This window comes from Bdellovibrionales bacterium, assembly GCA_016716765.1.
Classification (GTDB): domain Bacteria; phylum Bdellovibrionota; class Bdellovibrionia; order Bdellovibrionales; family UBA1609; genus JADJVA01.
In genome coordinates this window covers 836,898-859,475 of sequence record JADJVA010000025.1, presented here as the reverse complement: position 1 = coordinate 859,475, position 22,578 = coordinate 836,898, and the positions used below count along the sequence as shown (strand labels likewise).

Below are 22,578 nucleotides of genomic sequence, written 5' to 3'. Positions count from 1 at the left end.
CTAGCAGAAACCTACCAGTTATAGTGAGAGAATGCCTTATTGGCCTCCGCCATTCGATGCACGTCATCCTTCTTTTTGATGGCATTACCGCGGTTATTATAGGCTTCATTGAATTCTGCAGCCAAACGCAGAGCCATCGTTTTTTCACCGCGCTCACGTGCGTACTCAACTATCCATCGCATAGAAAGTGTCGCTCGACGAGAAGGACGAACGTCAACAGGCACCTGATAAGTGGCACCTCCAACACGACGAGAACGAACTTCCAGAGACGGCTTGCAATTTTCAACCGCCTTTTTGAAAACAGTAAGGGGTTCCTCTCCAGAGATTTTATTTCGCAGCTCCTCGAAAGCAGAATATAAAATTCCCTGAGCCGTACTTTTGTTCCCACTGTCCATCAATTTATTTACAAACTTTGAAACGAGAACATCGTTGAACACTGGATCTGGGGCTACTTCGCGCTTATAACTGCTTTTGCGACGTGACATATCTTGAGTCTTCCTTATTTTAAATTTTAAGCTTTGGGTCGTTTTGCGCCGTACTTAGACCGGCTCTGTTTTCTGTTTGCTACTCCCTGAGTATCTAAAACACCGCGAACAATGTGGTAACGAACCCCAGGAAGATCCTTTACCCTGCCTCCCCGAATAAGTACCACCGAGTGCTCTTGCAAATTGTGGCCAACCCCAGGAATATAGGAGTTCACCTCGAATCCGTTCGAAAGGCGGACACGAGCCACCTTACGGAGGGCCGAGTTCGGCTTTTTTGGGGTTGTAGTGAAAACCCGAGTGCATACGCCCCGCCGCTGAGGACAGCTGGTCAATGCTGGAGACTTGGATTTGTTCTTCTGAGCTCTTCGCTCACCGCGAATCAACTGATTAATCGTTGGCATCTGTACCTCTAAAAACCATCAAATGGAATAGCCCTGTTATTCTAATAATTTAGGTCTCGTTCAATAACACAAAGGGTTTCCCGTAACAAAACCCGAAAGCTACCGAAACTCGACCTCATCCGTCAACCGAAATTACCTAAACACCACTAAATTCAGAGAGAAACATCAAACATTGACGCTTCTCCCACTGCTATGAATTCAAACTCATTGCACGACTCGACGACATTCCAGGCATACCACCGGGAAGAGAGGAGGATACCGAGTCATTGGCTCTATCATCAACGATGACCTTCCATCGCTTGTAAGATGATATGCCCGTACCAGCAGGAATAAGGCGGCCCATGATAATATTCTCTTTCAATCCACGTAGCAGGTCTGTCTTACCGTTAACTGCCGCATCCGTTAATACCTTTGTTGTTTCCTGGAACGAAGCAGCAGAAATCCACGACTCTGTACTCAGCGAAACCTTAGTTATTCCAAGCAAGAGAGGATCAGCAATCGCCGGCTGTCCACCGACACCAATCACACGGCCATTTTCTTTTTCAAATTGATATTTCTCAACCTGCTCGCCCACTAAGAAACAAGAATCGCCCGGATCAGTGACTTCAACTTTCCTCATCATCTGGCGAACGATCACCTCGATGTGTTTATCATTGATTCCGACACCCTGAAGCCGGTAAACTTCCTGGATCTCATTCACAAGATATGCCGCAAGCTCTTTGTCTCCTAAGACTCTCAAGATATCATGAGGATTTGTGGGTCCATCCATCAAAGCCTCTCCGGCCTTGAGGAATTCGCCTTCACGAACTGCAACGTGCTTCCCTTTGGGAATTAAATATTCCTTTTGTTCACCGATCTCAGGGGTCACGATCACACGCTGCTTGCCCTTAACATCCTTCCCAAAAGTGACGTACCCGTCAATTTCGGAAATAATCGCGCTTTCCTTAGGTTTGCGAGCTTCAAACAATTCAGCCACACGTGGTAAACCTCCCGTGATATCACGGGTTTTTGTTGTCTCCCGATGGATTTTGGCGACCACATCGCCGGCATGAATGTCCTCTCCATCCGTCACAAGGAGCTGAGCTCCTACGGGTATGACATAACGAGCTGGAATATTTCTGCCTGGCAAGTTGAGTGATTCGCCCTTGGGACCCATCAGATAGACAGTCGGCTTGTTGTCACCAGACTTAGAATCCGTGATTACTTTTGTGGCAAAGCCTGTCACTGGGTCGACCTGTTCGGCCATAGTGACACCCTCTTCGATATCCTGAAATTTAATCACTGCGCTAATATCTGCAATGATCGGATTTGAGTATGGATCCCACTCGGCAAGAACGTCACCCTTTTTGATGACATCTCCTTCTTTGAAGTTCATCACTGAACCATAGACAAGCTTAAATTTCTCACGCTCACGACCCGAGTCATCCACAATAATCGCATCACCATTGCGATTCATAACAGTGAGAAGTTTCTTTCGGTTCTCAACAACCTGAACTCCCTCTATTTTGAGCCTTCCATCATAGCGAGCGGTATGAACTGACTGCTCTACGGCGCGAGATGCTGTACCACCCAAATGGAATGTCCTCATTGTCAGTTGAGTTCCTGGTTCCCCAATGGATTGGGCTGCGATAATTCCAGTTGCCTCGCCCAGATTAACAGTGGCGCCGCGAGCCAGATCACGACCGTAACACTTTACACAAATTCCACGTTGTGTTCGACAAGTGAGCACAGATCGAATCTTCACACTCTCTAAACCGGCATCCTCAATTTTTTTAACAATATCCTCAGTCAGCTCTTCGCTGGCATTGGCAATGACCTCGTCCGTAAAAGGATCAACGATATCTTCCAACGCAACCCTACCGAGAATCCTGTCACCTAGAGGTTGGATCACCTCGCCCCCTTCAAGAAGAGGCCGAACTGTCATGCCATCTGTTGTTCCACAATCGATTTCTGTTGTAATCACGTCCTGAGCCACATCGACGAGACGGCGAGTCAGATACCCTGAGTTCGCTGTTTTAAGGGCCGTATCCGCCAAGCCTTTACGTGCTCCGTGAGTCGAAATGAAGTACTGAAGAACCGTCAATCCTTCGCGGAAGTTAGCTGTGATCGGTGTTTCAATAATCTCGCCCGAAGGTTTTGCCATCAATCCCCGCATACCTGCCAACTGACGAATCTGCGCTGCAGAGCCTCGGGCTCCAGAGTCAGCCATCACAAAGATGGGATTGAAACTCGCACTCTCAACTTCTTTGCCATCAACTTGAAATTTGTCTTTTTCCAAGTTAGCCATCATCTCTTTGGCTACTTTGTCGCCGGCTTGGGCCCAAATATCGACGACCTTATTGTAGCGCTCACCATCAGTGATCAAGCCTTCGTCGTACTGCTGCCGAATCTCTGACACAGCTTGCTCCGCATCCTTGAGAATCGGCGTTTTACCTTTGGGGATCACGAGATCATCAATACATATCGATATTCCAGCCAGTGTCGAATATCGGAAACCCATCTCCATAATTCTATCAGCCAGTATGACGGTCGATTTTGCGCCGGCCATCCTAAAAGACTTATCAATTAATTCAGCAATAGCCTTCTTGTTCATCACACGGTTGACAAGCGAGAAGGGAACACCTTTTGGCAATATATCGGACAAGATGGCGCGACCAACAGTTGTCTCTTCCACCTTACCCAAAATACGACTTTTGATTGCAGCCTGAAGGTCAACAATACCAGTATCAAAGGCATAGAGAACGTCCTGAACATTGCTGAAGATCTTACCAGTTCCCTTTGCTCCCGGTTTGCTGCGCGTCATCCAGTATATTCCCAAAACAATATCCTGTGATGGATTGATAATAGGCTTACCGTTAGCTGGACTGAGAACGTTGTTTGTTGACATCATTAAAACTCGGGCCTCAACCTGAGCTTCAACTGAGAGTGGCACATGCACAGCCATCTGATCACCATCGAAATCCGCATTAAAAGCCGTACACACCAAGGGGTGAAGCTGAATAGCCTTTCCTTCGTGCAGAACTGGTTCGAAAGCCTGTATACCAAGCCGGTGCAGAGTGGGTGCTCGATTCAAAAGGACAGGATGTTCCTTCACACAGTCCGAAAGAATATCCCATACCTCGACTGTTTCTTGTTCAACTAACTTCTTTGCCTGCTTAATGGTGCTCGCTAAGCCACGCTCCTCGAGTTTGTTGTAAACAAATGGTTTAAACAACTCGAGAGCCATTTTCTTGGGCAGACCACATTGGTGAAGTTTCAATGTAGGACCTACAACGATAACAGAACGACCCGAGTAGTCGACACGTTTTCCAAGAAGGTTTTGCCGAAAACGCCCTTGTTTTCCTTTGAGCATATCACTCAAAGATCGGAGTGGACGCTTATTCGGTCCAGTAAAAGTTTTTCCGCGTCGACCATTATCCAAAAGAGCATCGACTGATTCCTGAAGCATCCGCTTTTCATTGCGAATAATAATGTCAGGCGCATTTAACTCTTGAAGGCGCTTAAGCCGATTATTTCGATTGATCACTCGACGATAGAGATCATTCAGGTCAGACGTTGCAAATCGACCTCCATCCAGGGGCACAAGGGGGCGCAGGTCTGGGGGAATCACAGGAAGTGACTCCAACATCATCCATTCGGGATGATTTGTAGACCCCTTAAATGCCTCCACCACTTTCAATCTTTTTGTCAGCTTCTTGATTTGAGCGTCTGACTTCGTTTCCTTCATGTCTAAACGAAGTTTCCGCGACAAATAGTCAGAATCGACCTTACGAAGCATTTCTCGAACGGCTTCTCCGCCCATCCCTGCCTTAAAATTGGGACCGAATTCGTTCAACGCATTCTGATAAGCTTCCTCAGACAAAATCTGATACTCTTCGAGACTTGTGTCCTGCGGATCAAGAACGACATAAGCCTCACAGTAGAGAATTCGTTCTACCTCTTTGAGCGAAAGATCTAAGAGATTTCCGATACGGCTTGGAAGCGACCGCAAAAACCAAATATGCGCAACTGGCGTTGCCAACTCGATGTGGCCCATTCGCTCTCGGCGTACCTTGCTCTGCGTGACTTCTACCCCACACTTTTCACAGATAACCCCACGATACTTCATTCTCTTGTACTTGCCGCAGAGGCACTCATAATCCTTTATAGGCCCGAAAATTTTGGCGCAAAAAAGACCATCCCGTTCCGGTTTAAAGGTCCGATAGTTTATCGTCTCAGGCTTCTTGACCTCGCCATGAGACCATTCCCGAATCATCTCGGGAGAGGCCAAAGAAATACGAACAGAATCAAACGAGAGCGGATCTTTCGGTTTGTCAAAAAAATTCAATAAGTCTTTCAAGGTTCAATCCCTTTCCTTACTGCTCAACAGTATTGTGGGGTTTTTCAGTCAATATGTCGGATTCAATGAGCTCAACATTGAGCGCTAAACTCTGCAACTCTTTCACCAATACATTGAAAGATTCAGGTAGGCCAGGTTCCAAAACGTTCTCACCCTTCACGATACTTTCGTACATTCGTGTCCGGCCCGCAACGTCATCTGACTTCACTGTTAGAAATTCTTGAAGTGAGTAGGCGGCTCCATAAGCTTCAATCGCCCACACTTCCATCTCCCCAAGTCGCTGACCTCCGAACTGAGCTTTTCCTCCCAAAGGCTGTTGCGACACCAAAGAGTAGGGTCCAATAGATCGAGCATGAATCTTCTCTTCAACCAGATGGTGAAGCTTCAGCATATACATCACACCCACGGTGACTGGAGTTTGAAAAGGCTCTCCAGATCTTCCATCAAACAAAACTGTCTGACCATTGAGGGGCAGATTTGCCTTCTCCAAGAAGTCCTTAACATCCTTCTCCTTTGCACCATCGAAAACGGGAGTAGCCACGTGGACTCCACGAGTCAGCCTCTTCGTCATTTTCTTCAACGAAGCCTCATCCGCCTCATCAATTTTTCGGGTAATCTCAGGTAACTCATAGATCTTCTTTAGAACCGCACGAGCCTTCTCAGCGCTTTGGTTATATTGCTAGATCGCCTCTCCTATTTGAGTCCCAAGAGAATGCGCCGCCCATCCCAAATGCACTTCAAGGATCTGCCCAATATTCATCCTGGAAGGTACTCCAAGGGGATTAAGAACCATGTCCACCGGAGTTCCATCCGCCAAGAACGGCATGTCTTCTTCAGGCAAAACCTTAGAGACAACACCCTTATTACCGTGACGACCGGCAAATTTATCACCGACCTGAAGTTTTCGTTTAATTGCGATATAAACTTTAACCATCTTGATCACACCGGGAGGCAGCTCATCACCCTTCTTGAGACGATCGATCTTTTCATTAAAGACCATCTTAATAGCCTCAAGTTGATTACGAGCCGAATCCACAGTGCGTGTGCACTGGTATTCAATCTCGGTCTCTAGGGGAATATACGCTAACAACTCGAATGGAATCGTCTCCAGATCTTCGTTTGTGATTTCCTGTCCCTTAGAAAGAAGCTTGACCGACCCATCTTCGTTGAGCAGAACTCCCGTGGTTTTCTTCCCTACCAAAAGACTTTTTAATTTATCGAGAGCGTTCAAACGAATCACATTCTGCTCGACATCAAAATCCTTTTCCAACTTCTTACGCTTGTCCTCGATGATTAACTGAAGACGCTCATCGCGGTCAGCACCCTCGCGGCTGTAAACCTGCGCATCAATGACCGTTCCAAACACGCCTGAAGGAACACGCAAAGAGGTGTCGCGGACATCTCCTGCCTTCTCTCCAAAAATCGCACGAAGAAGTTTCTCTTCTGGTGAAAGCTGAGTCTCGCCCTTCGGAGTTACTTTGCCCACCAGAATATCGCCCGGCCCCACTTCCGCACCAATGCGAATAATTCCGCTCGTATCAAGGTCTTTCAGCGCTTCGTCACCAACATTGGCGATATCCCGCGTGATTTCTTCCTTGCCAAGCTTCGTGTCTCGAGCCACGCACTCGAATTCTTCGATGTGAATTGAGGTATAAGTATCTTCCTTTAGAAGTTTTTCCGATATCAAAATAGAATCTTCAAAGTTGTAGCCCATCCATGGAGTAAACGCGACAACGATGTTCTGCCCAAGCGCCAATTCACCTAACTCAGTAGAAGGCCCATCAGCAATGACATCCCCACGTTTTACCCGGTCACCGGAATTCACAATTGGCTTTTGATTGAAACAAGTATTTTGATTGGTTCTTTGATACTTGGTCAGATTATAGATATCTACGTTAGCACCGAGTTCTCCGCCTTTAGCAAAGCGACGAACCACAATGCGACCAGCATCCACACCCTCAACAATACCATCATTCGTACATACGACACTCGTTCCCGAATCTCGTGCCACGTAGTGCTCGACCCCTGTTCCAACAAGTGGAGCTCGTGCCCTCAAGAGCGGTACTGCCTGTCTCTGCATGTTCGAACCCATGAGCGCGCGATTGGCATCATCATGTTCGAGAAATGGAATAAGAGAGGCTGCAATAGAAACGAGCTGGCTTGGAGAAACGTCCATCAGACTGACTTTGTCTTTTTCTACGAGTTCATACTCACCATTGACTCGCACTGTGTAATTCTCACCGAATACAGTCTGTGGTCCGACAAAGGCCCCTGCCTGAGCAACAAAATGACCTTGTTCCTCGAGAGCGGACATGTATGAAATGTCTTTTGAAACCTCTCCCTTTTCAACTTTCCGATAGGGGGTCTCGATAAATCCGTAGTTGTTAATTCTAGCATAGGTCGCTAGCGAGGCAATCAATCCAATATTTGGACCCTCTGGAGTTTCAATAGGACAGATTCGCCCGTAATGGGTTGGATGAACGTCACGAACCTCAAACCCAGCTCGGTCCCTAGTCAGACCGCCCGGTCCAAGTGCCGATAGTCGACGCTTGTGAGTGATTTCAGAAAGCGGATTTGTTTGATCCATAAATTGCGAAAGCTGACTGGAACCAAAAAATTCCTTCACAACCGCATTCACAGGTTTGGCATTGACGAGGTCATGAGGCATCATGGACTCTACGTCCTGCAAACTCATGCGCTCACGGATGGCTCTTTCCATCCGAACTAAGCCTATCCGATATTGATTTTCGAGAAGCTCTCCCACTGACCGCACTCGACGATTTCCAAGGTGATCAATATCATCGATTCGACCTTGACCATTTTTTAACTCAACTAAAGTTTGTACGACGCTGAGGATGTCCTTCTTGGTCAGTGTGCGATGATCTACCGGACACTCTTCAAAAGGAATACTAAATCGATGATTGATCTTCAATCGCCCAACTTCGCTAAGGTCGTAGGTCTCAGGATCAAAAAATAGCCTTCTAAATAGGTTTTCTGAAGCTTCCCCAGTAGGAGGCTCTCCCGGACGCAGACGTTTATAAATTTCAAGCAATGACTCTTCTCGAGTGACAACCTTATCGATCAAAAGGGTATTGCGCAAAAATGGACCAACAGCAAGACCATCAAAAAAGATCATCTTAAAATTGGCTATGCCGGCCTCGTGAGCCCGATCGAGGACGTCCACTGACATTTCATTATTCGCATCAGCAATAATCTCACCAGTTGATTCATCGATAATGGGTTTAGCAATGACCTTACCTTCCAGATCTTCGCGGGAAATCTCAATCTCAGTGATCTTCATCTGCTGAACTTTTTTTACAGCCGCACGAATAATCCGACGTCCCGCCTTGACCAAAACCTCACCTGATTTTGGATCAATGATATCGGACAGAGCTCTTTGGCCAGCCATCTTCTCAATATCCAAGCCTCTATAGTACTTTCCGTCTTTGGCTCTGCGAACATCCACCAAATCGTAGAACATCTCGAGAAGATTTTCTGTCGTGTATCCCAACGCCTTCAGCAAAACCGTCACAGGAAATTTACGACGACGATCAATGCGAACGTATATGAGATCTTTTTGGTCAAACTCAAAATCAAGCCAAGATCCACGATAGGGAATAACACGGGCTGAATAGATAAATTTTGCGTTTGCACTATTCTTTCCGCCATCATGGTCGAAAAAGACACCAGGCGAACGATGAAGCTGACTGACAACAACCCGCTCCGTACCGTTGATAATAAAAGAACCGTTAGCGGTCATCAGGGGAATTTCACCCAGATAAACCTCTTGTTCTTTCACATCACGAATACTGCGCGCTTCGGTCTCTTCATCAACATCAAAAACGATAAGCCTCAGTGTCACCTTTATCGGCGCAGCATAAGTCATTCCCCGCTGACGACACTCATCTACGTCGTACTTTGGGGGCTCAAGAGTATAGGATACAAACTCTAAGCTGGCCGTATTGTTAAAATCTGAAATGGGAAATACAGACTTAAATACTCCATTAAGTCCTGCCACGTCACGTCGATCAGGATCGACATCCTTCTGTAAAAATTCCTCATAGGATTTCTTTTGAAGTTCAATTAGATTGGGAATATCAATCAGGCCCTGGGTCCTAGCATAACTACGTCTCATCCGCACGTTAGATGCTGTTATTGGCGTGTTGCCCATTCATTCTCCTTCTTTCTTCTCGACTAAAACTAAACGATCTCTCTGCCCCTAGATCTACACCGTCAAAGTGACAGAGCTCAGGCGAACTCTGTCACTATCTCATGTAAAACTTAACTACTTCACTTCAACCGTGGCACCAGCTTTGACCAATGCCTCTTTAATTTTATTGGCTTCATCTTTAGAAATGCCTTCCTTAACTGCCTTTGGAGCTCCCTCAACTAGGTCTTTTGCTTCTTTCAGACCAAGACCTGTCAGAGCGCGCACTTCCTTGATCACATTAATTTTATTGGCGCCTGCATTTGCAAGAATCACATCAAATTCTGTTTTTTCTTCTACAGCTGCCGCGCCCGGACCAGCCGCTACCGCAACAGCAGCAGGAGCTGCAGCGCTTACGCCCCACTTGTCCTCTAAAGTTTTAATCATCTCAGCCAATTCAATCACTGGCATATTCGACAAAAAATCCACTACTTCTTCTTTATTCAGTGCCATTCTATCCTCCAAAAAAATTCATTCAATTCATGAAATAAAAAACTAACTCTATTCACTTCGTTTATCGTTATAGGCGCTCAATACACGCGCAAATCCACCAGGCACAGCCTCCAAAGTTCTGACAAACTTGGCCATCGGAGCCTGTAACGTACCCAACAATTGTGCACGTAACTGGTCTTTTGATGGCAAGGTAGCCAAATACTTAATTTTGGCCTCGTCTAGAGCTTTTCCATCCATAACACCTGACTTGACCTGTAGCTCTTCCACCTTTTTTGCAAACTCAGCAAGCAACTTGGCCGAAGCCGATGCGTCCTCGTAAGCAAAAACAATGGCGTTGGTACCCACAAACTCGTCTTTTAATGCAGACTCCGATTGTGGGTGATCCATTAGGGCTCTACGTGCCAACGTATTACGAACCACCCTCATCTCAGATTTGACGGGGTACAGCTGCTTTCGTAAATCCGTAACCTTTTCAACGGACATTCCCTTGAAATCGATCAGAAACGCAGCTTTGGCTCTGGTGAACCGCTCAGATATTTGAGAGATTTCCTGCGCCTTTTCGGCTTTGGTCATCATACGGTTCTATTCTCCCTTCCATTAGTTTAGGCCGCACATCAGTTAACAAAGAGAGGCCCGGCAAATCATGCTCAATCGACCTTCACTCGCTTGTCTAGGCAGGAAAGGGATATCCCAATTAAGCCGTAGCTCCCACTGTCTCTGACTGCGAACGGTTTATAATAATTTTCTCAACTCAACTCAAAACAACTCTATACCAATGCCTGCGCCTCAGGGACATCCATGCGAACCCCTGGTCCCATCGTAGATGAAACAGTGATTCCACGCAAATAATTGCCCTTGCTGGAAGCGGGCTTTGACTTCAATAAAGTCTGCATAAAGGCCACATAATTTTCTCGCAAATTGTCAACTCCCATAGCCTTCCTGCCAATGGACGCGTGAACAATCCCCGCCTTATCGACTCTAAATGCCAACTTTCCCTTTTTCTCAGCAGTCACGGCGGCACCTACTGCCATTGTTACCGTTCCTACCTTTGGATTTGGCATCAAACCTCTTGGCCCCAGAACCTTGGCAACCTTGGAAACCGTAGCCATCATATCGGGAGTCGCCAAGCATTTATCAAACTCAAGCCAGCCCCCTTGAATTTTTTCAACCAAGTCCTCTGCTCCGACAAAGTCAGCACCTGCATCCTTCGCCTCTTGCTCCTTAGCGCCTTTGGCAAAAACGATCACTCGAACAGTCTTTCCAAGACCATGAGGCAGGGATACCGCTCCCCGAACTTGCTGATCTGACTGTTTGGGATCAACGCCCAGCTTAACAGCAACATCGATTGACTCATCAAATTTTGCCTTGGCTGTATCAACAACCAGCTTAAACGCCTCTGCCATCGTGTAGCGAAAAGCGGGGTCAACCTTCTTCCTAGATTCGTTATAAATTTTTCCTCTTTTAGACATCACTCACCTCCGCCTATTTAACTTCTAAGCCCATGCTCTTCGCTGTTCCAATAATTTGAGACATCGCAGATTCAACTGTCATACAGTTCAGATCTGGTATTTTTATCTCAGCGATTTCTTTAATCTGAGCCATGGTTACATTCCCAACCTTCTCCTTTTGTGGCATCTTTGACCCACTCGTCAACTTGGCTGCCTTTTTCAAAAGAACGGAAACTGGGGGAGTTTTAGTGATAAAACTAAAAGACCGGTCCTGGTATACCGTAATAATGACAGGGATAACTGTATCACCGGATTTCTGCGTCTTCGCATTAAACTGCTTACAGAACTCCATGATGTTAACCCCGTGCTGTCCGAGCGCCGGTCCAACGGGAGGAGCCGGATTGGCTTTCCCTGCCGGAATCTGCAACTTAATTTGGCCTGTAACTTTTTTTGCCATCTTCCCGCTCCTGCATTTGAGGATTGTTAATAAAAAATTCTAATCTAACTTCATCAGGCCTTTTCAACCTGAATATAATCCAATTCAACCGGAGTCGGGCGACCAAAAATGCTGACCAGCACTTTGACCTTTCCTTTCTCCTCATTCACTTCTTCTATCGTCCCGTTAAAATTACTAAAAGGACCATCAATAACTGTCACAGATTCACCGGGATCAAAGGAAACTCTCGGCTTTGCCTTTTCAACACCCGTCTCAATTTGACGAGCGATTCGAAGCACTTCAGCCTCCGGAACTTCGGGAGGACGAAGACTCTTTGAGCTTCCTCCGACAAACCCAGTGACCTTTGCCGATCCCTTCACTAAATGCCAAGTCTCATCATTCAGGCTCATATTCACAAAAATATACCCAGGAAAAAATTTACGCGAACGAGTCGCCTTCTTTCCCTTAACCAACTCAACAACATTTTCCGATGGGATAAGTATCTCACCAAAGAGTTCTGCCTTCGCCAAATCCTTAATTCGCTTCTCAATTGAGGCCTTGGCAGTTGCTTCGCACCCGGTATGGGTATTGACTATGTACCACTTCTTATCCACTTCTAGTTCCCCATCAGTTAAGAATCATTTTGATCAAGTTTCCTGCAACAAAATCAAACACACCCAAAAGGATGCCCGAAATCACCAACATAACGCAGGTTACAATTGTCATCGCTGTCGTATCCCGCCGTGAGGGCCACACAACCTTGCGAATCTCAACGACCACCTCGTCACCCCACAACAATACTTTCTTATTGAACTGCAAAAAAAGAAAAGTCAAAAGTCCGACCGAAATGGGCAAACCATGAGACACAAGATCTATAGATCTTATTCGTGCCACAGCGCCAAATGATGCAGCCAGTGATTCCAGGACCACATCAACCACTAGGGCAACAACAAATGCCATCGCAATAAAAGAGACAGATAGTATCTTTTTATTCTGCTTTTCCACGTTCCACCGCCATGCTCTCATCATTTGGCAGGGTAGGTAGGATTCGAACCTACAACCTACGGATTTGGAGTCCGCCGCTCTACCAATTAGAGCTACTACCCTCCGAAAACATTTAGGGACCCTCTTGAAAAGGTCCCTAAATGCACACTTCAATTTATTAAAAAACTACTCAACAACCTCAGTTACCACACCTGCGCCAACAGTCCGGCCACCTTCCCGAATCGCAAAACGAAGTTCCTTCTCCATTGCGATAGGGCCAATCAATTCAACATTCATTTCAACTCGGTCACCTGGCATTACCATTTCGGTTCCAGCTTTAAGAGTAACGACTCCAGTCACATCAGTGGTTCTGAAGTAGAACTGAGGACGATAGCCATTAAAGAATGGAGTGTGTCGACCTCCCTCTTCCTTTGTCAAAATATAGGCTTCACACTTAAATTTCTTGTGCGGAGTAATTGTGCCTGGAATAGCAAGCACTTGGCCTCGCTCCACATCTTCCTTCTTCGTACCGCGAAGGAGAAGACCCGCATTATCACCAGCACGTCCCTCATCTAGAATCTTACGAAACATTTCGATTCCAGTGATCGTCGTCTTAGTGGTGGGACGAAGTCCAATGATCTCAACTTCGTCTCCAACTTTTGCGATCCCGCGCTCAATTCGACCAGTGACCACTGTTCCTCGACCAGAAATAGAAAAAACATCTTCGATAGGCATCAAAAATGGCTTCTCTGTCAATCGCTGAGGCTCTGGAATGTAGCGATCAACTTCCTCGAGCAGTTTTATAACCGAAGGGGCGCCGATTTCACTTTTATCACCCTCAAGAGCTTTCAAGGCAGAGCCTTTTACAATTGGGATATCATCTCCAGGGAATTCATACTTTGCGAGAAGCTCCCGGATCTCAAGCTCAACGAGTTCCAAAAGCTCAGGATCGTCAACCATGTCAACTTTATTCATGAAAACGACGATAGCGGGAACTCCCACCTGACGAGCAAGAAGAATGTGCTCGCGGGTTTGAGGCATCGGACCGTCAGCGGCAGAAACCACTAGAATGGCTCCATCCATTTGCGCGGCTCCCGTGATCATGTTTTTCACATAGTCGGCGTGGCCGGGGCAATCGACGTGGGCATAGTGGCGCTTGGCGCTCTCATACTCGACATGCGAAGTAGAGATGGTAATACCACGCTCTCTCTCCTCTGGAGCCTTGTCGATCTGATCGAACGCAATGGCCGAACCTTTTCCGTATGCCTCTGACATCACCTTGGTAATCGCTGCTGTCAGAGTCGTTTTACCGTGGTCGACGTGACCGATGGTACCGATATTTACGTGCGGCTTATTCCGCTCAAATTTTTCTTTGGACATTTTAAGATCTCCTCCTGGTTCCAGAATTTTTGCATGAAAAACTCAAGTTATCTCCAAAAAATACATATTTCTTATCTTTAAGGCTTCTGTCTTAACTTTGTGTTTAAATTTAAAAATACTCTCACTTCTCCTTTTTCCGCGCCTCAATTCAAGCCCATCTCTCACCATCACACGGTGGAGCCCATGGTGAGACTCGAACTCACGACCTCACCCTTACCAAGGGTGTGCTCTACCCCTGAGCCACATGGGCGAAAAGTTGGAGCGGGAGACGGGTCTCGAACCCGCAACCCTCAGCTTGGAAGGCTGATACTCTAGCCAATTGAGCTACTCCCGCTCGCCGATCACCCGTTCAACTCCGAACTTGCAACCGAAGCTGGTGGAGAGGGTAGGATTCGAACCTACGTAGACGTAAGCCAACGGATTTACAGTCCGTCCCCTTTAGCCACTCGGGCACCTCTCCGCCAAAACCATTCAATCAAAGGACTGGCCGCGAACCAAAAAATTGGAGCTGAGTATGGGACTCGAACCCGCAACCTGCTGATTACAAATCAGCTGCTCTACCAATTGAGCTAACCCAGCTTCCCTGCAGCACAAATAACTATCTAGCACTAAAATTGCAAGAATAAGAGATATTTATGACACATAAGCGCCATATCTACTTGAAAAAATGGACCCCCGTCAAAGGTTATTTACTTAATATTTTGGAGCTTTTTTTGCTGTCTGCATATTTCTCCCATCGCCAAAGATGCAGCAACGCTTGCGTTATAACTGTGCCCCTTGTTGACCTGGCTAATACTGATAAATTGATCACATTCGCCTCTCAGTGAAGACCTTATCCCTCGCCCCTCTGAGCCAATGACAAGGGCTACCTTTTCCGAAAACGAGGTTTCCCATAAATCTGTGGAAGCCTTCTCGTCCAAGCCATAGATCCAAAATCCCTTTTCCTTCAAAACAGTTAGGGCCCTTTGAAGACTCGCCTGAACCAACACAGGAACATGCTCCGCGCCTCCAGAGGCAATTTTTGTGACTATGGGAGTCAAATCGGACGCTCTATTTTGGGAAGTCAGTAGGCATTCCGCTCCCATGAGCCATGCCGTTCGGAGAATGGCACCGAGATTTTGGGGATCTTCAAGCTCATCAAGCACAACGATAAGAGATTGTGATTTCTCCGAAAGACCATCCCAGTCCAACTCAGGACCTGTCAACACCCGGCAAGCAACTCCTTGATGTCCGGTACCAAACAGCGCAAAAGACTTGAGCGGAGGGGTATGGAGAGCCAGGCCATGGGCCTTGCCCAATTCAACAATTTCTGCGATGGCACGCTCTTGAACACTCTCTGCCTTGATCCAAAGTTCCTCCACCCTCGGGTCTTACCTTTAATACTTCCTTGACGGAGTGTATCCCGATAACCCATCGGCCTGGTCGCCTCAAAATGCCTTCGCTACTTCCGCTCGATCGAGATTTCGGTCCCTGAGAGGCCCTGCCCCCGTCAACCGGTTTTGACCTTTGAAAGGTCTTGGAGCGACCAGATTCAAAACCTTTGGTTCGAAACTTATTTTTAGATCCCTTCACAAAATCTCCGATTCTTCATTCTGCAATCACCGCCTCATAAAATTGCTTGGCGGCTGCTCGCGGATCCTTAGCCTCGACAATCGGACGACCCACCACCAAGGCTGTTGCTCCTGCCTTCATAGCCTCTTTCGGCCCCATAATCCTCTTTTGATCATCAGCCTTGCCATCTTGAAAGCGAATTCCTGGGGTAAATACAAATGCGCCTGGAAATTTTGATTTCATCAGTGACACTTCGTGCGGAGAACAGACAAGACCCACCAAACCACAGTCCACAGAAAGCTCTGCCAAAGACTCCACCTGTTGAGCAATGGGCTGCGCTTGTGCGTTTGGAGGTAAATCCTCTTGATTAAAACTAGTCAAAACAGTTACCGCTAATAAGCGAAATGGCCTTTGTCTATTGAGTTCCTGTTCCAATTTTGCAAGTTCGGTCAAGGCGACCCTTCCCGCTTGTGCGTGAATTGAAACAAAAGTAGCTCCCCCGTCAAAAGCAGCTCGAACGGCATGAATCATCGTATTAGGAATATCAAAATACTTATTATCAACAAAGACATGACCGTACTTTGCAAGCTCAGAAATAAACGAGGCTCCGTATCGGAAACAAAGGCGCGGTCCAATTTTAAACCCACCGACGTAAGGCTCAATATTCCGAGCAAGATGCAAAGCTTCTTTATCGTTGTCGACATCAAGAGCAACAAAAATAGGTGAGTTTAATTTACGGAACATGGGCGCCAACCTTTTTCTTTCAGCCAGTTTTGCACATAGAGGCACACTTCGCCCAGAGGCTTTTTTGTAATCACTTTTGTACTTCTATCGACGACTTCTATCTCTCCCGACTGGAGACCGCGGGCACCAATCGTCAGACGCAAAGGCATACCCAAAAGATCAGCGTCCTTGAATTTGACTCCTGGGCGTTCATCTCTGTCATCAAACAAAACATCTACTCCAGCACTGAGAAGTTGCGAGTAAATCTTATCGGCCGCTTCAACAACCAGGGGATCTCCAATATCCAACTGACAAATATGAACATGATATGGAGCGATCGAAACGGGCCAAATAATGCCATCCTTATCGTGGCTTTGCTCTATAACGGCTTGAACTGTTCGAGAAATTCCAATTCCGTAACAGCCCATTTCTATTGGTGCTAGCTTTCCCTCGGTGTTCAAATAATTCGCACTCATTGCCTTGGAATACTTCGTACCAAGGTAAAAGATGTGACCCACCTCAATACCTCGACAAGACTTCAAAGTACCTTGTCCCTGTGGTGCGAGATCACCCTCTTTTGCCATTCGCAAATCACCGACTCGAGTGACCTCGAAATCACGTCCATGATTGATATACCGAAGATGTCTCTCCTCTTGATTCGCCCCGACGATGTAATTCCGTAAGGCCTCTACCCCTTTATCGATATAAATTGGAATTTTCAATCCGACAGGACCGCAAGAACCCGGCCGAGCACCAGATATCAGTTTCACTTCTTCATCACTTAATAGAGGAGGAGGATTGCTGAGTCCCAGTAAATTCTTTATCTTAATTGGATTGGCCTCATCACTTCCGCGCAACAGAACGGCAATTGGCTTGATCTCGGTTGAAAGTCCGTCATTCACGGAGAAAAACAAAGTCTTGACCAGCTGATTTTCCGGCACTTTGGTTGCCTTGGACAGATCTGATATGGTTCTCACCCCAGGAGTTTCAAAAACTTCCTTCGGACGAGGCGCCTCGGTGCTTGATTCAGATTCAGATGTATCTGCGGCTGGGCAAATTTCGATGTTAGCAGCAAAATCACCTTCACTCGCAACTAACAATTGGTCTTCTCCGCTATCTGCTAAAATCTGAAATTCGTGAGAAAGACTGCCTCCAATATTGCCCGTATCAGCCTCCACTATCCGAAAATTGACACCCAACCGAGAAAAGATCGCTTGATAAACTCCGTACATGACTTGATAGCTTTTCTTGGCATGAGCTTCGGTTAAATCGAAGCTGTAGGCATCCTTCATAATAAATTCACGGCCACGAAGCAGCCCAAATCGCGGACGAATCTCGTCGCGAAACTTGGTTTGAATTTGAAATAGAGTAACAGGTAAATCACGATAACTCTTTACGTCCTTGCGAACGTAATCCGTGACCGCCTCTTCGTGCGTCGCCCCCAAACAAAAATCCTGACCATTGCGATTTTTGAATTTCAGCAACCCCTCACCCATTTCTGTCCAACGCTTCGTTTCTTCCCACAACTCCCGTGGGTGGACCATCGGCATAAGCAGTTCAACAGCTCCGCACTTGCTGTGTTCCTCTCTCACAATTTGTTCAAACTTTCGAATAGACTTCAATGCCATGGGACCATAAGTGAAAATCCCGGGCGCCAATTTTTTAATGAATCCACCCCTAAGCATCAACTTGTGGCTTGGAATCTCAGCATCTGCTGGTGTTTCTTTGCTTGTGAATATAAAACATTTCGACCACTTCATCTCTGTTCACCCCACGCTAATCAATTTTTTTCATGATTCAAATGTCAATCCCGTAGGATTTAATTTTACGGTGCAAATAGCTTCGTTCCAGTCCAATTACTTCAGCCGTCTTACTGATATTTCCCTTGTTCTCACTGATCCGTTTAAGGAGAAATTCCTTCTCAAAGCGGGCGCGAGCTTCGCGGAAGGTATTGACTTCCGAACCATCAAGATTTTCAGCTCGCTCAATCATGCCTGCAAAACGAAGATCATGAACTTCGACATAATCGCCAGGAGTTAAAATATAGAGTCTCTCAATAAAATTTCTCAGTTCCCTGACGTTGCCAGGCCAAGTGTAAGCCTGCATTTTCTCTAGAGTCTTCTCTGAAAAAATCTTCCGCCGATGACCTCCTTGGGCAGCAATTTGGTCTCCAAAATGCAGAATAAGACCAGGAATATCCTCTCTCCTTTCACGCAAGGGAGGTACCATAAACGGAATCACGTTCAGTCTATAATAAAGGTCTTCGCGAAATCGACCCTCTCGAATTTCTTCTTCCAAATTTTTATTCGTGGCAGCCACAACACGAACATCTGCCTCGATCGTCTCATTTCCGCCGACGCGATGAAATTTCCTTTCCTGAAGAATCCTTAAAATCTTAGCTTGGGCATCTAGATTCATATCTGCAATCTCATCCAGAAAAAGGGTCCCCCCATTTGCCAGATCGAATTTTCCCTTTCTCGTTACTTCAGCCCCCGTGAAAGCTCCTTTTTCATACCCGAAAAGCTCACTTTCAACTAAATCCTTCGGAATAGCCGCACAATTCACTTCAACAAGTGGCCTACCAGCACGTTTGCTCAAATAATGAATATTCTGGGCAACGAGCTCCTTACCAGTGCCATTTTCCCCTCCTATCAATATCCACGAATCAGAAGGGGCTACTCTTGCAATCATGTCCTTAAGAATGACTATCCCCTTGCTCTCGCCAATGATTGCGATATTCTTGCGCAACCGATTCAAGAGGAGTCCTTTTTCGCTCTTTTCTGTCTCATAAGACAAAATGTTTTTGATGATAATTAGAATTTTATCAATCGATAGTGGCTTCTCCACAAAATCCCAAGCTCCAAGCTTAGTGGCACGAACAGCTGTTTCGATCGTTCCATGACCTGACATAATTATATATTGAGAACCTGGAAATTGATCTCGTGCCCGCTTCAAAACCTCAAGACCATCCAACTCACCCGGCATCCAAATATCGAGCAAAACCACAGCTGGCTTGAATTCGCCAATAGCTTGAATACCACTTAATCCATCCCTTGCCGTTTCAACCTGATACCCCTCATCCCTCAAGGAGGCGGATAGCACGGTACAAATCGCATTTTCATCATCAATGATCAAAATCCTAGGGGATGTCTTTTTCATATCTGTTTAACCTCTTTATTAAGAACTAGTTTTATCATCGGATGAGGCATTTCCAAGTCCTCCACCGGCAATTCGATGACTATTCTTGTTCCTCTCGGCGGATTTGGTAGAGCACGAATAAATCCGTTGTGATCTTCAATGGTTCGCTTAACGATAGCCAATCCCAATCCAGTTCCTTGACCTTTTGTCGTGACATAAGGTTCAAAAATACGATCACGTACCTGACGATTGATTCCCTCGCCATTGTCGACCACAGAAATTCTCACTATCCTGAGCACAGAGTCGAACTCTGTCGTCACCTCCACTCTCGGATGGGTGAGACGTTCAGTTGCTGAAAGCGCATTATCTATCAGATTGGTAATCACGCGTTTCAATTGGTCGGGATCAAAGCGAAATTTTGGCAATTTTAAATCCGGCAAAAAGTGAAGGATATCCCCTTTATCTCCTGTTTTAAAAAGAATCAGAGAATCTTGAATAACTCGATTGAGATCTCCAACTACCGGCTGTGATTTTGGCATTCTCGCAAAACTACTGAATTCGTTAACTAAATTCTTAATCCCATCCACCTGCTCAATAATCATATGAATCGATTCAGAAAAAACGGGATCTGCAATTTCATGTGCAAACTTCTTGTTGAGCCTCTGCGCGGCCAATTTAATTGGCGTCAGCGGATTCTTGATCTCATGAGCAATCCTCCTGGCGACTTCAGTCCATGCGGCTGATCTCTGAGCACTTAAAACCGGTGTCAAATCATCAAAAACCAACACCTTGCCCAGTTCGCGCTGATTATCGTCATACAAAATTGATAGCGTCACCTGCAAGGGAATGGACCTTTCTTTCACATTTATTCGCACTTCCTTCTGTATGCTTGCAGCCTTGTGCTTCTTCATTGTACGAAGCAGTTCATCAAAAATGCCATAGTACTCGAGGCTGAGAATATCCTTTGCCTTTTTGCCCACTATTTTTGCAGAATCAACCTCCAAAAGTCGCTCCGCGTGTCTGTTGACCATGGTCACAATACCGGCCTCATCAACCGAAACAACCCCCGTGCTCGCATTTGAAAGAACGACCTCAATATATTTAGAGTGCTCATCAATGCGCTCCAGCGCTTCCTGCAGTGTCCGATTCGTCTGAAGAACCTCCTTTTCCGAGGCTTCAATCTGTCGAGTCATAGAGTTAAAACTTGTGATCAGGTGGTTCATTTCGGCTGAACCCGATGCGACCTCTACCAGGCGATAATCACCCTTCGCCAATCTCCGTGTCGCATCCCCTAATTCTTCTAGCGGAACCGAAAGCTGGCGGGCCAAGTAAAACCCAAACCAAGTCGCCGCCAAGAGAATCACCAAAGTCATCAGTATCAACACGATAAGATAAATCGATTTTATTGGATACTCAATGGGATTGAGATCTCGAAAATCCTCATAGGCGACCATAATATCGTCCATCCTAGACAGAAGAGACATTGGGATATAGCTAGATACGACAAGCGCTCCGCGACCTGCTCGCATCGGGACTATAACCCGAACTAAATTCCCCTCGGCAAACTGATGAATTGTACTGCCTTCATGTCTCTGGCTAATTCCTTTCTGCAAAAATTCAAGGGAAGCTCTTGGAATCTGCGGAATAAGCTCACCCTTCGCTACATCAAGAGTTCTTTCAGAAAATAATTGGGGATAATACTCTACGGCGTCGAGCTGATAGAGTCGACGCAGCTTCTTTAGCCGCGCTGGTATTTTGTCATCGGATACCCGTCCCAGATCGGCGACAATTTCATTAGCAAAATGATAGTTCTTTCTTTTTGCAGTTAAAACATAGGCATTCGTGACTTCAAGAGCACTCTTTAAAACACTCGAAATTTTTTCATTAAACCACTTATCGAAGCTGCTATTAATATAAAATACTGAAATCAAAAACATTAGCATTGTTGGGATGGAACTAAATCCAACAAATGCCGCAATCAATTTTCCCTTTAAAGAACCACCATCGCCCCCACTCCGTCGTTCAGCAAAAACTTTGACGATATTTCTGAATATGAGAAACAAAAGAAGCAAAAGAATGACAATATTAAAATTAACTAAACCAAAGAAAAATATTGAATGAATAAATGGCAGAGTTTGACTGTACCCAAAAAGTTGGATCTCTATCCAAGTTAAGAATAAAAAAAGAAGCCCTAGAGGGAAAAGGGCAATAACTTCCCTTCTCCTCCGTTTTAGCTCTTTAGAATCTTTCAATATTTCCGGCGTTCCATCTTCATTCATTTAGAATTTTGGAGGCTACTGAAGGCGAGAATACATATCTTTTCCAACCTGAAAAGCCGGTCCACCCTTTTTGATAAGTTCTAAGCACATGGCCTTTGCTTCGTCCATATTAAGGCAACAATCATGGTCGTTATCAAGTCCAGACTGAAAAACTGCACGCTGCAAGAGCAGTTTAGCATTGTACGCGCTTACCCTCGATGCCAATTGGTTGTAAAAATCGTTGATCGTGACACTGGACATGGAATTTTCAGACATCTCGGTCTCCTTTTATCTTCTGGTTGGGTTATTCGATTTTATTAAATTAAAAAGATCAATCATTTCAACGACAACCTCAGCTGCTTCCGCTCCCTTATTTCCCATCGCGCCCCCCGCACGATCCAATGCCTGTTCTTCATTTTCCGTGGTCAACACACCGAATCCGACAGGTTTCTTATATTTTAATTGCAAATGGGAGCAGCCCCGCTCCACCCCAGCACAAACATAATCGTAATGTGAGGTCTCCCCACGTATCACGGCACCCAGAGCGACCACCCCATGGCAACCATTTCTCAACAGCGTTTGCACAGCCAATGGGATCTCAAGGGCTCCCGGAACTCTAACCGAGATAATCTGCTGAGATGTCAAACCAAGCGACAAAAGTCGATCGAGAGCACCTTTTTCCAGTAATTCTGTGACATTGAAATTGAACTTCGCCGTTACAATTCCTATTTTAAGCATCTCATCGACCACGAGACGACCCTGCAAAAAACTCATC

Annotated in this window: 17 protein-coding genes, 5 tRNA genes and 1 pseudogene; all 23 read right to left on the bottom strand. The window is 46.0% G+C overall.

The features are described from left to right. Positions 1 to 11: 11 nt before the first annotated feature. The 23 genes and pseudogenes from rpsG to IPL83_20365 all read right to left on the bottom strand — a co-directional run bounded on the left by rpsG (position 12) and on the right by IPL83_20365 (position 22,577). On the bottom strand, positions 12 to 485 hold the full coding sequence (rpsG, locus tag IPL83_20475) for a 30S ribosomal protein S7 (protein MBK9041494.1): 474 nt from the start codon (positions 483 to 485) through the stop codon (positions 12 to 14). A 26-nt stretch (positions 486 to 511) separates the two neighbouring features. After that, entirely contained in the window at positions 512 to 886 is a 375-nt protein-coding gene (locus IPL83_20470) for a 30S ribosomal protein S12 (GenBank protein MBK9041493.1), read from the bottom strand. Between the two features lie 190 nt (positions 887 to 1,076). Further along, positions 1,077 to 5,225 (bottom strand): DNA-directed RNA polymerase subunit beta', encoded by a 4,149-nt coding sequence (gene rpoC, locus IPL83_20465; GenBank protein ID MBK9041492.1) that lies wholly within the window; start codon positions 5,223 to 5,225, stop codon positions 1,077 to 1,079. Positions 5,226 to 5,241: 16 nt separating this feature from the next. Continuing rightward, positions 5,242 to 9,396 (bottom strand): annotated as a pseudogene (gene rpoB / locus IPL83_20460) (DNA-directed RNA polymerase subunit beta). 114 nt (positions 9,397 to 9,510) lie between these two features. Continuing rightward, complete coding sequence (gene rplL / locus IPL83_20455; GenBank protein MBK9041491.1) at positions 9,511 to 9,885, bottom strand: 50S ribosomal protein L7/L12; 375 nt, start codon at positions 9,883 to 9,885, stop codon at positions 9,511 to 9,513. A 48-nt stretch (positions 9,886 to 9,933) separates the two neighbouring features. After that, the gene (locus tag IPL83_20450; GenBank protein ID MBK9041490.1) at positions 9,934 to 10,461 is read right to left on the bottom strand and encodes a 50S ribosomal protein L10; all 528 of its coding nucleotides are present in this window, start codon (positions 10,459 to 10,461) and stop codon (positions 9,934 to 9,936) included. A gap of 191 nt (positions 10,462 to 10,652) precedes the next feature. Then, entirely contained in the window at positions 10,653 to 11,354 is a 702-nt protein-coding gene (locus IPL83_20445; protein ID MBK9041489.1) for a 50S ribosomal protein L1, read from the bottom strand. 13 nt (positions 11,355 to 11,367) lie between these two features. Beyond that, a complete protein-coding gene (gene rplK, locus IPL83_20440) occupies positions 11,368 to 11,790 on the bottom strand; it encodes a 50S ribosomal protein L11 (GenBank protein ID MBK9041488.1) in 423 nt (140 codons plus the stop codon). Positions 11,791 to 11,843: 53 nt separating this feature from the next. Continuing rightward, the gene (gene nusG, locus IPL83_20435) at positions 11,844 to 12,383 is read right to left on the bottom strand and encodes a transcription termination/antitermination protein NusG (protein ID MBK9041487.1); all 540 of its coding nucleotides are present in this window, start codon (positions 12,381 to 12,383) and stop codon (positions 11,844 to 11,846) included. Between the two features lie 13 nt (positions 12,384 to 12,396). Then, positions 12,397 to 12,774, bottom strand: a complete 378-nt coding sequence (gene secE / locus IPL83_20430) for a preprotein translocase subunit SecE (protein ID MBK9041486.1) — start codon at positions 12,772 to 12,774, stop codon at positions 12,397 to 12,399. A gap of 25 nt (positions 12,775 to 12,799) precedes the next feature. Then, positions 12,800 to 12,876, bottom strand: a tRNA-Trp gene (locus tag IPL83_20425). Between the two features lie 63 nt (positions 12,877 to 12,939). Continuing rightward, positions 12,940 to 14,133, bottom strand: coding sequence for an elongation factor Tu (gene tuf, locus IPL83_20420; GenBank protein ID MBK9041485.1), 1,194 nt, complete (start codon positions 14,131 to 14,133; stop codon positions 12,940 to 12,942). Between the two features lie 175 nt (positions 14,134 to 14,308). Then, a tRNA-Thr gene (locus tag IPL83_20415) sits at positions 14,309 to 14,383 on the bottom strand. A 7-nt stretch (positions 14,384 to 14,390) separates the two neighbouring features. Then, a tRNA-Gly gene (locus tag IPL83_20410) sits at positions 14,391 to 14,467 on the bottom strand. A gap of 40 nt (positions 14,468 to 14,507) precedes the next feature. After that, a tRNA-Tyr gene (locus IPL83_20405) sits at positions 14,508 to 14,593 on the bottom strand. Positions 14,594 to 14,636: 43 nt separating this feature from the next. Then, positions 14,637 to 14,712 (bottom strand) — tRNA-Thr (locus IPL83_20400). Positions 14,713 to 14,822: 110 nt separating this feature from the next. Beyond that, positions 14,823 to 15,494, bottom strand: a complete 672-nt coding sequence (locus IPL83_20395) for an RNA methyltransferase (protein ID MBK9041484.1) — start codon at positions 15,492 to 15,494, stop codon at positions 14,823 to 14,825. Between the two features lie 226 nt (positions 15,495 to 15,720). Then, positions 15,721 to 16,428 (bottom strand): orotidine-5'-phosphate decarboxylase, encoded by a 708-nt coding sequence (pyrF, locus tag IPL83_20390; GenBank protein MBK9041483.1) that lies wholly within the window; start codon positions 16,426 to 16,428, stop codon positions 15,721 to 15,723. Next, a complete protein-coding gene (locus IPL83_20385; GenBank protein ID MBK9041482.1) occupies positions 16,413 to 18,167 on the bottom strand; it encodes a proline--tRNA ligase in 1,755 nt (584 codons plus the stop codon). Before IPL83_20385 ends, pyrF begins: the two co-directional genes overlap by 16 nt. 37 nt (positions 18,168 to 18,204) lie before the next feature. Next, positions 18,205 to 19,566 (bottom strand): sigma-54-dependent Fis family transcriptional regulator, encoded by a 1,362-nt coding sequence (locus tag IPL83_20380; protein ID MBK9041481.1) that lies wholly within the window; start codon positions 19,564 to 19,566, stop codon positions 18,205 to 18,207. Continuing rightward, positions 19,563 to 21,824: a PAS domain-containing protein gene (locus IPL83_20375; protein MBK9041480.1), complete on the bottom strand. Its 2,262-nt coding sequence runs from the start codon at positions 21,822 to 21,824 to the stop codon at positions 19,563 to 19,565. Before IPL83_20375 ends, IPL83_20380 begins: the two co-directional genes overlap by 4 nt. 15 nt (positions 21,825 to 21,839) lie before the next feature. Beyond that, positions 21,840 to 22,079, bottom strand: coding sequence for a hypothetical protein (locus IPL83_20370; GenBank protein MBK9041479.1), 240 nt, complete (start codon positions 22,077 to 22,079; stop codon positions 21,840 to 21,842). A 12-nt stretch (positions 22,080 to 22,091) separates the two neighbouring features. Continuing rightward, positions 22,092 to 22,577 carry a 6,7-dimethyl-8-ribityllumazine synthase gene (locus tag IPL83_20365; protein ID MBK9041478.1) on the bottom strand — a complete coding sequence of 162 codons (486 nt, stop codon included), beginning with the start codon at positions 22,575 to 22,577 and terminating at the stop codon, positions 22,092 to 22,094. Between the last annotated feature and the right edge of the window lies 1 nt (position 22,578).

Bases quoted from the DNA above. Each gene is read 5' to 3' on its own strand.
- IPL83_20375 (MBK9041480.1), bottom strand. From the start codon at position 21,824: ATGAATGAAGATGGAACGCCGGAAATATTGAAAGATTCTAAAGAGCTA.
- IPL83_20450 (MBK9041490.1), bottom strand. From the start codon at position 10,461: ATGATGACCAAAGCCGAAAAGGCGCAGGAAATCTCTCAAATATCTGAG.
- IPL83_20445 (MBK9041489.1), bottom strand. From the start codon at position 11,354: ATGTCTAAAAGAGGAAAAATTTATAACGAATCTAGGAAGAAGGTTGAC.
- IPL83_20470 (MBK9041493.1), bottom strand. From the start codon at position 886: ATGCCAACGATTAATCAGTTGATTCGCGGTGAGCGAAGAGCTCAGAAG.
- tuf (MBK9041485.1), bottom strand. From the start codon at position 14,133: ATGTCCAAAGAAAAATTTGAGCGGAATAAGCCGCACGTAAATATCGGT.
- rplK (MBK9041488.1), bottom strand. From the start codon at position 11,790: ATGGCAAAAAAAGTTACAGGCCAAATTAAGTTGCAGATTCCGGCAGGG.
- IPL83_20380 (MBK9041481.1), bottom strand. From the start codon at position 19,566: ATGAAAAAGACATCCCCTAGGATTTTGATCATTGATGATGAAAATGCG.
- rpsG (MBK9041494.1), bottom strand. From the start codon at position 485: ATGTCACGTCGCAAAAGCAGTTATAAGCGCGAAGTAGCCCCAGATCCA.
- IPL83_20370 (MBK9041479.1), bottom strand. From the start codon at position 22,079: ATGTCTGAAAATTCCATGTCCAGTGTCACGATCAACGATTTTTACAAC.
- IPL83_20385 (MBK9041482.1), bottom strand. From the start codon at position 18,167: ATGAAGTGGTCGAAATGTTTTATATTCACAAGCAAAGAAACACCAGCA.
- IPL83_20365 (MBK9041478.1), bottom strand. From the start codon at position 22,577: ATGAGTTTTTTGCAGGGTCGTCTCGTGGTCGATGAGATGCTTAAAATA.
- rplL (MBK9041491.1), bottom strand. From the start codon at position 9,885: ATGGCACTGAATAAAGAAGAAGTAGTGGATTTTTTGTCGAATATGCCA.
- pyrF (MBK9041483.1), bottom strand. From the start codon at position 16,428: ATGTTCCGTAAATTAAACTCACCTATTTTTGTTGCTCTTGATGTCGAC.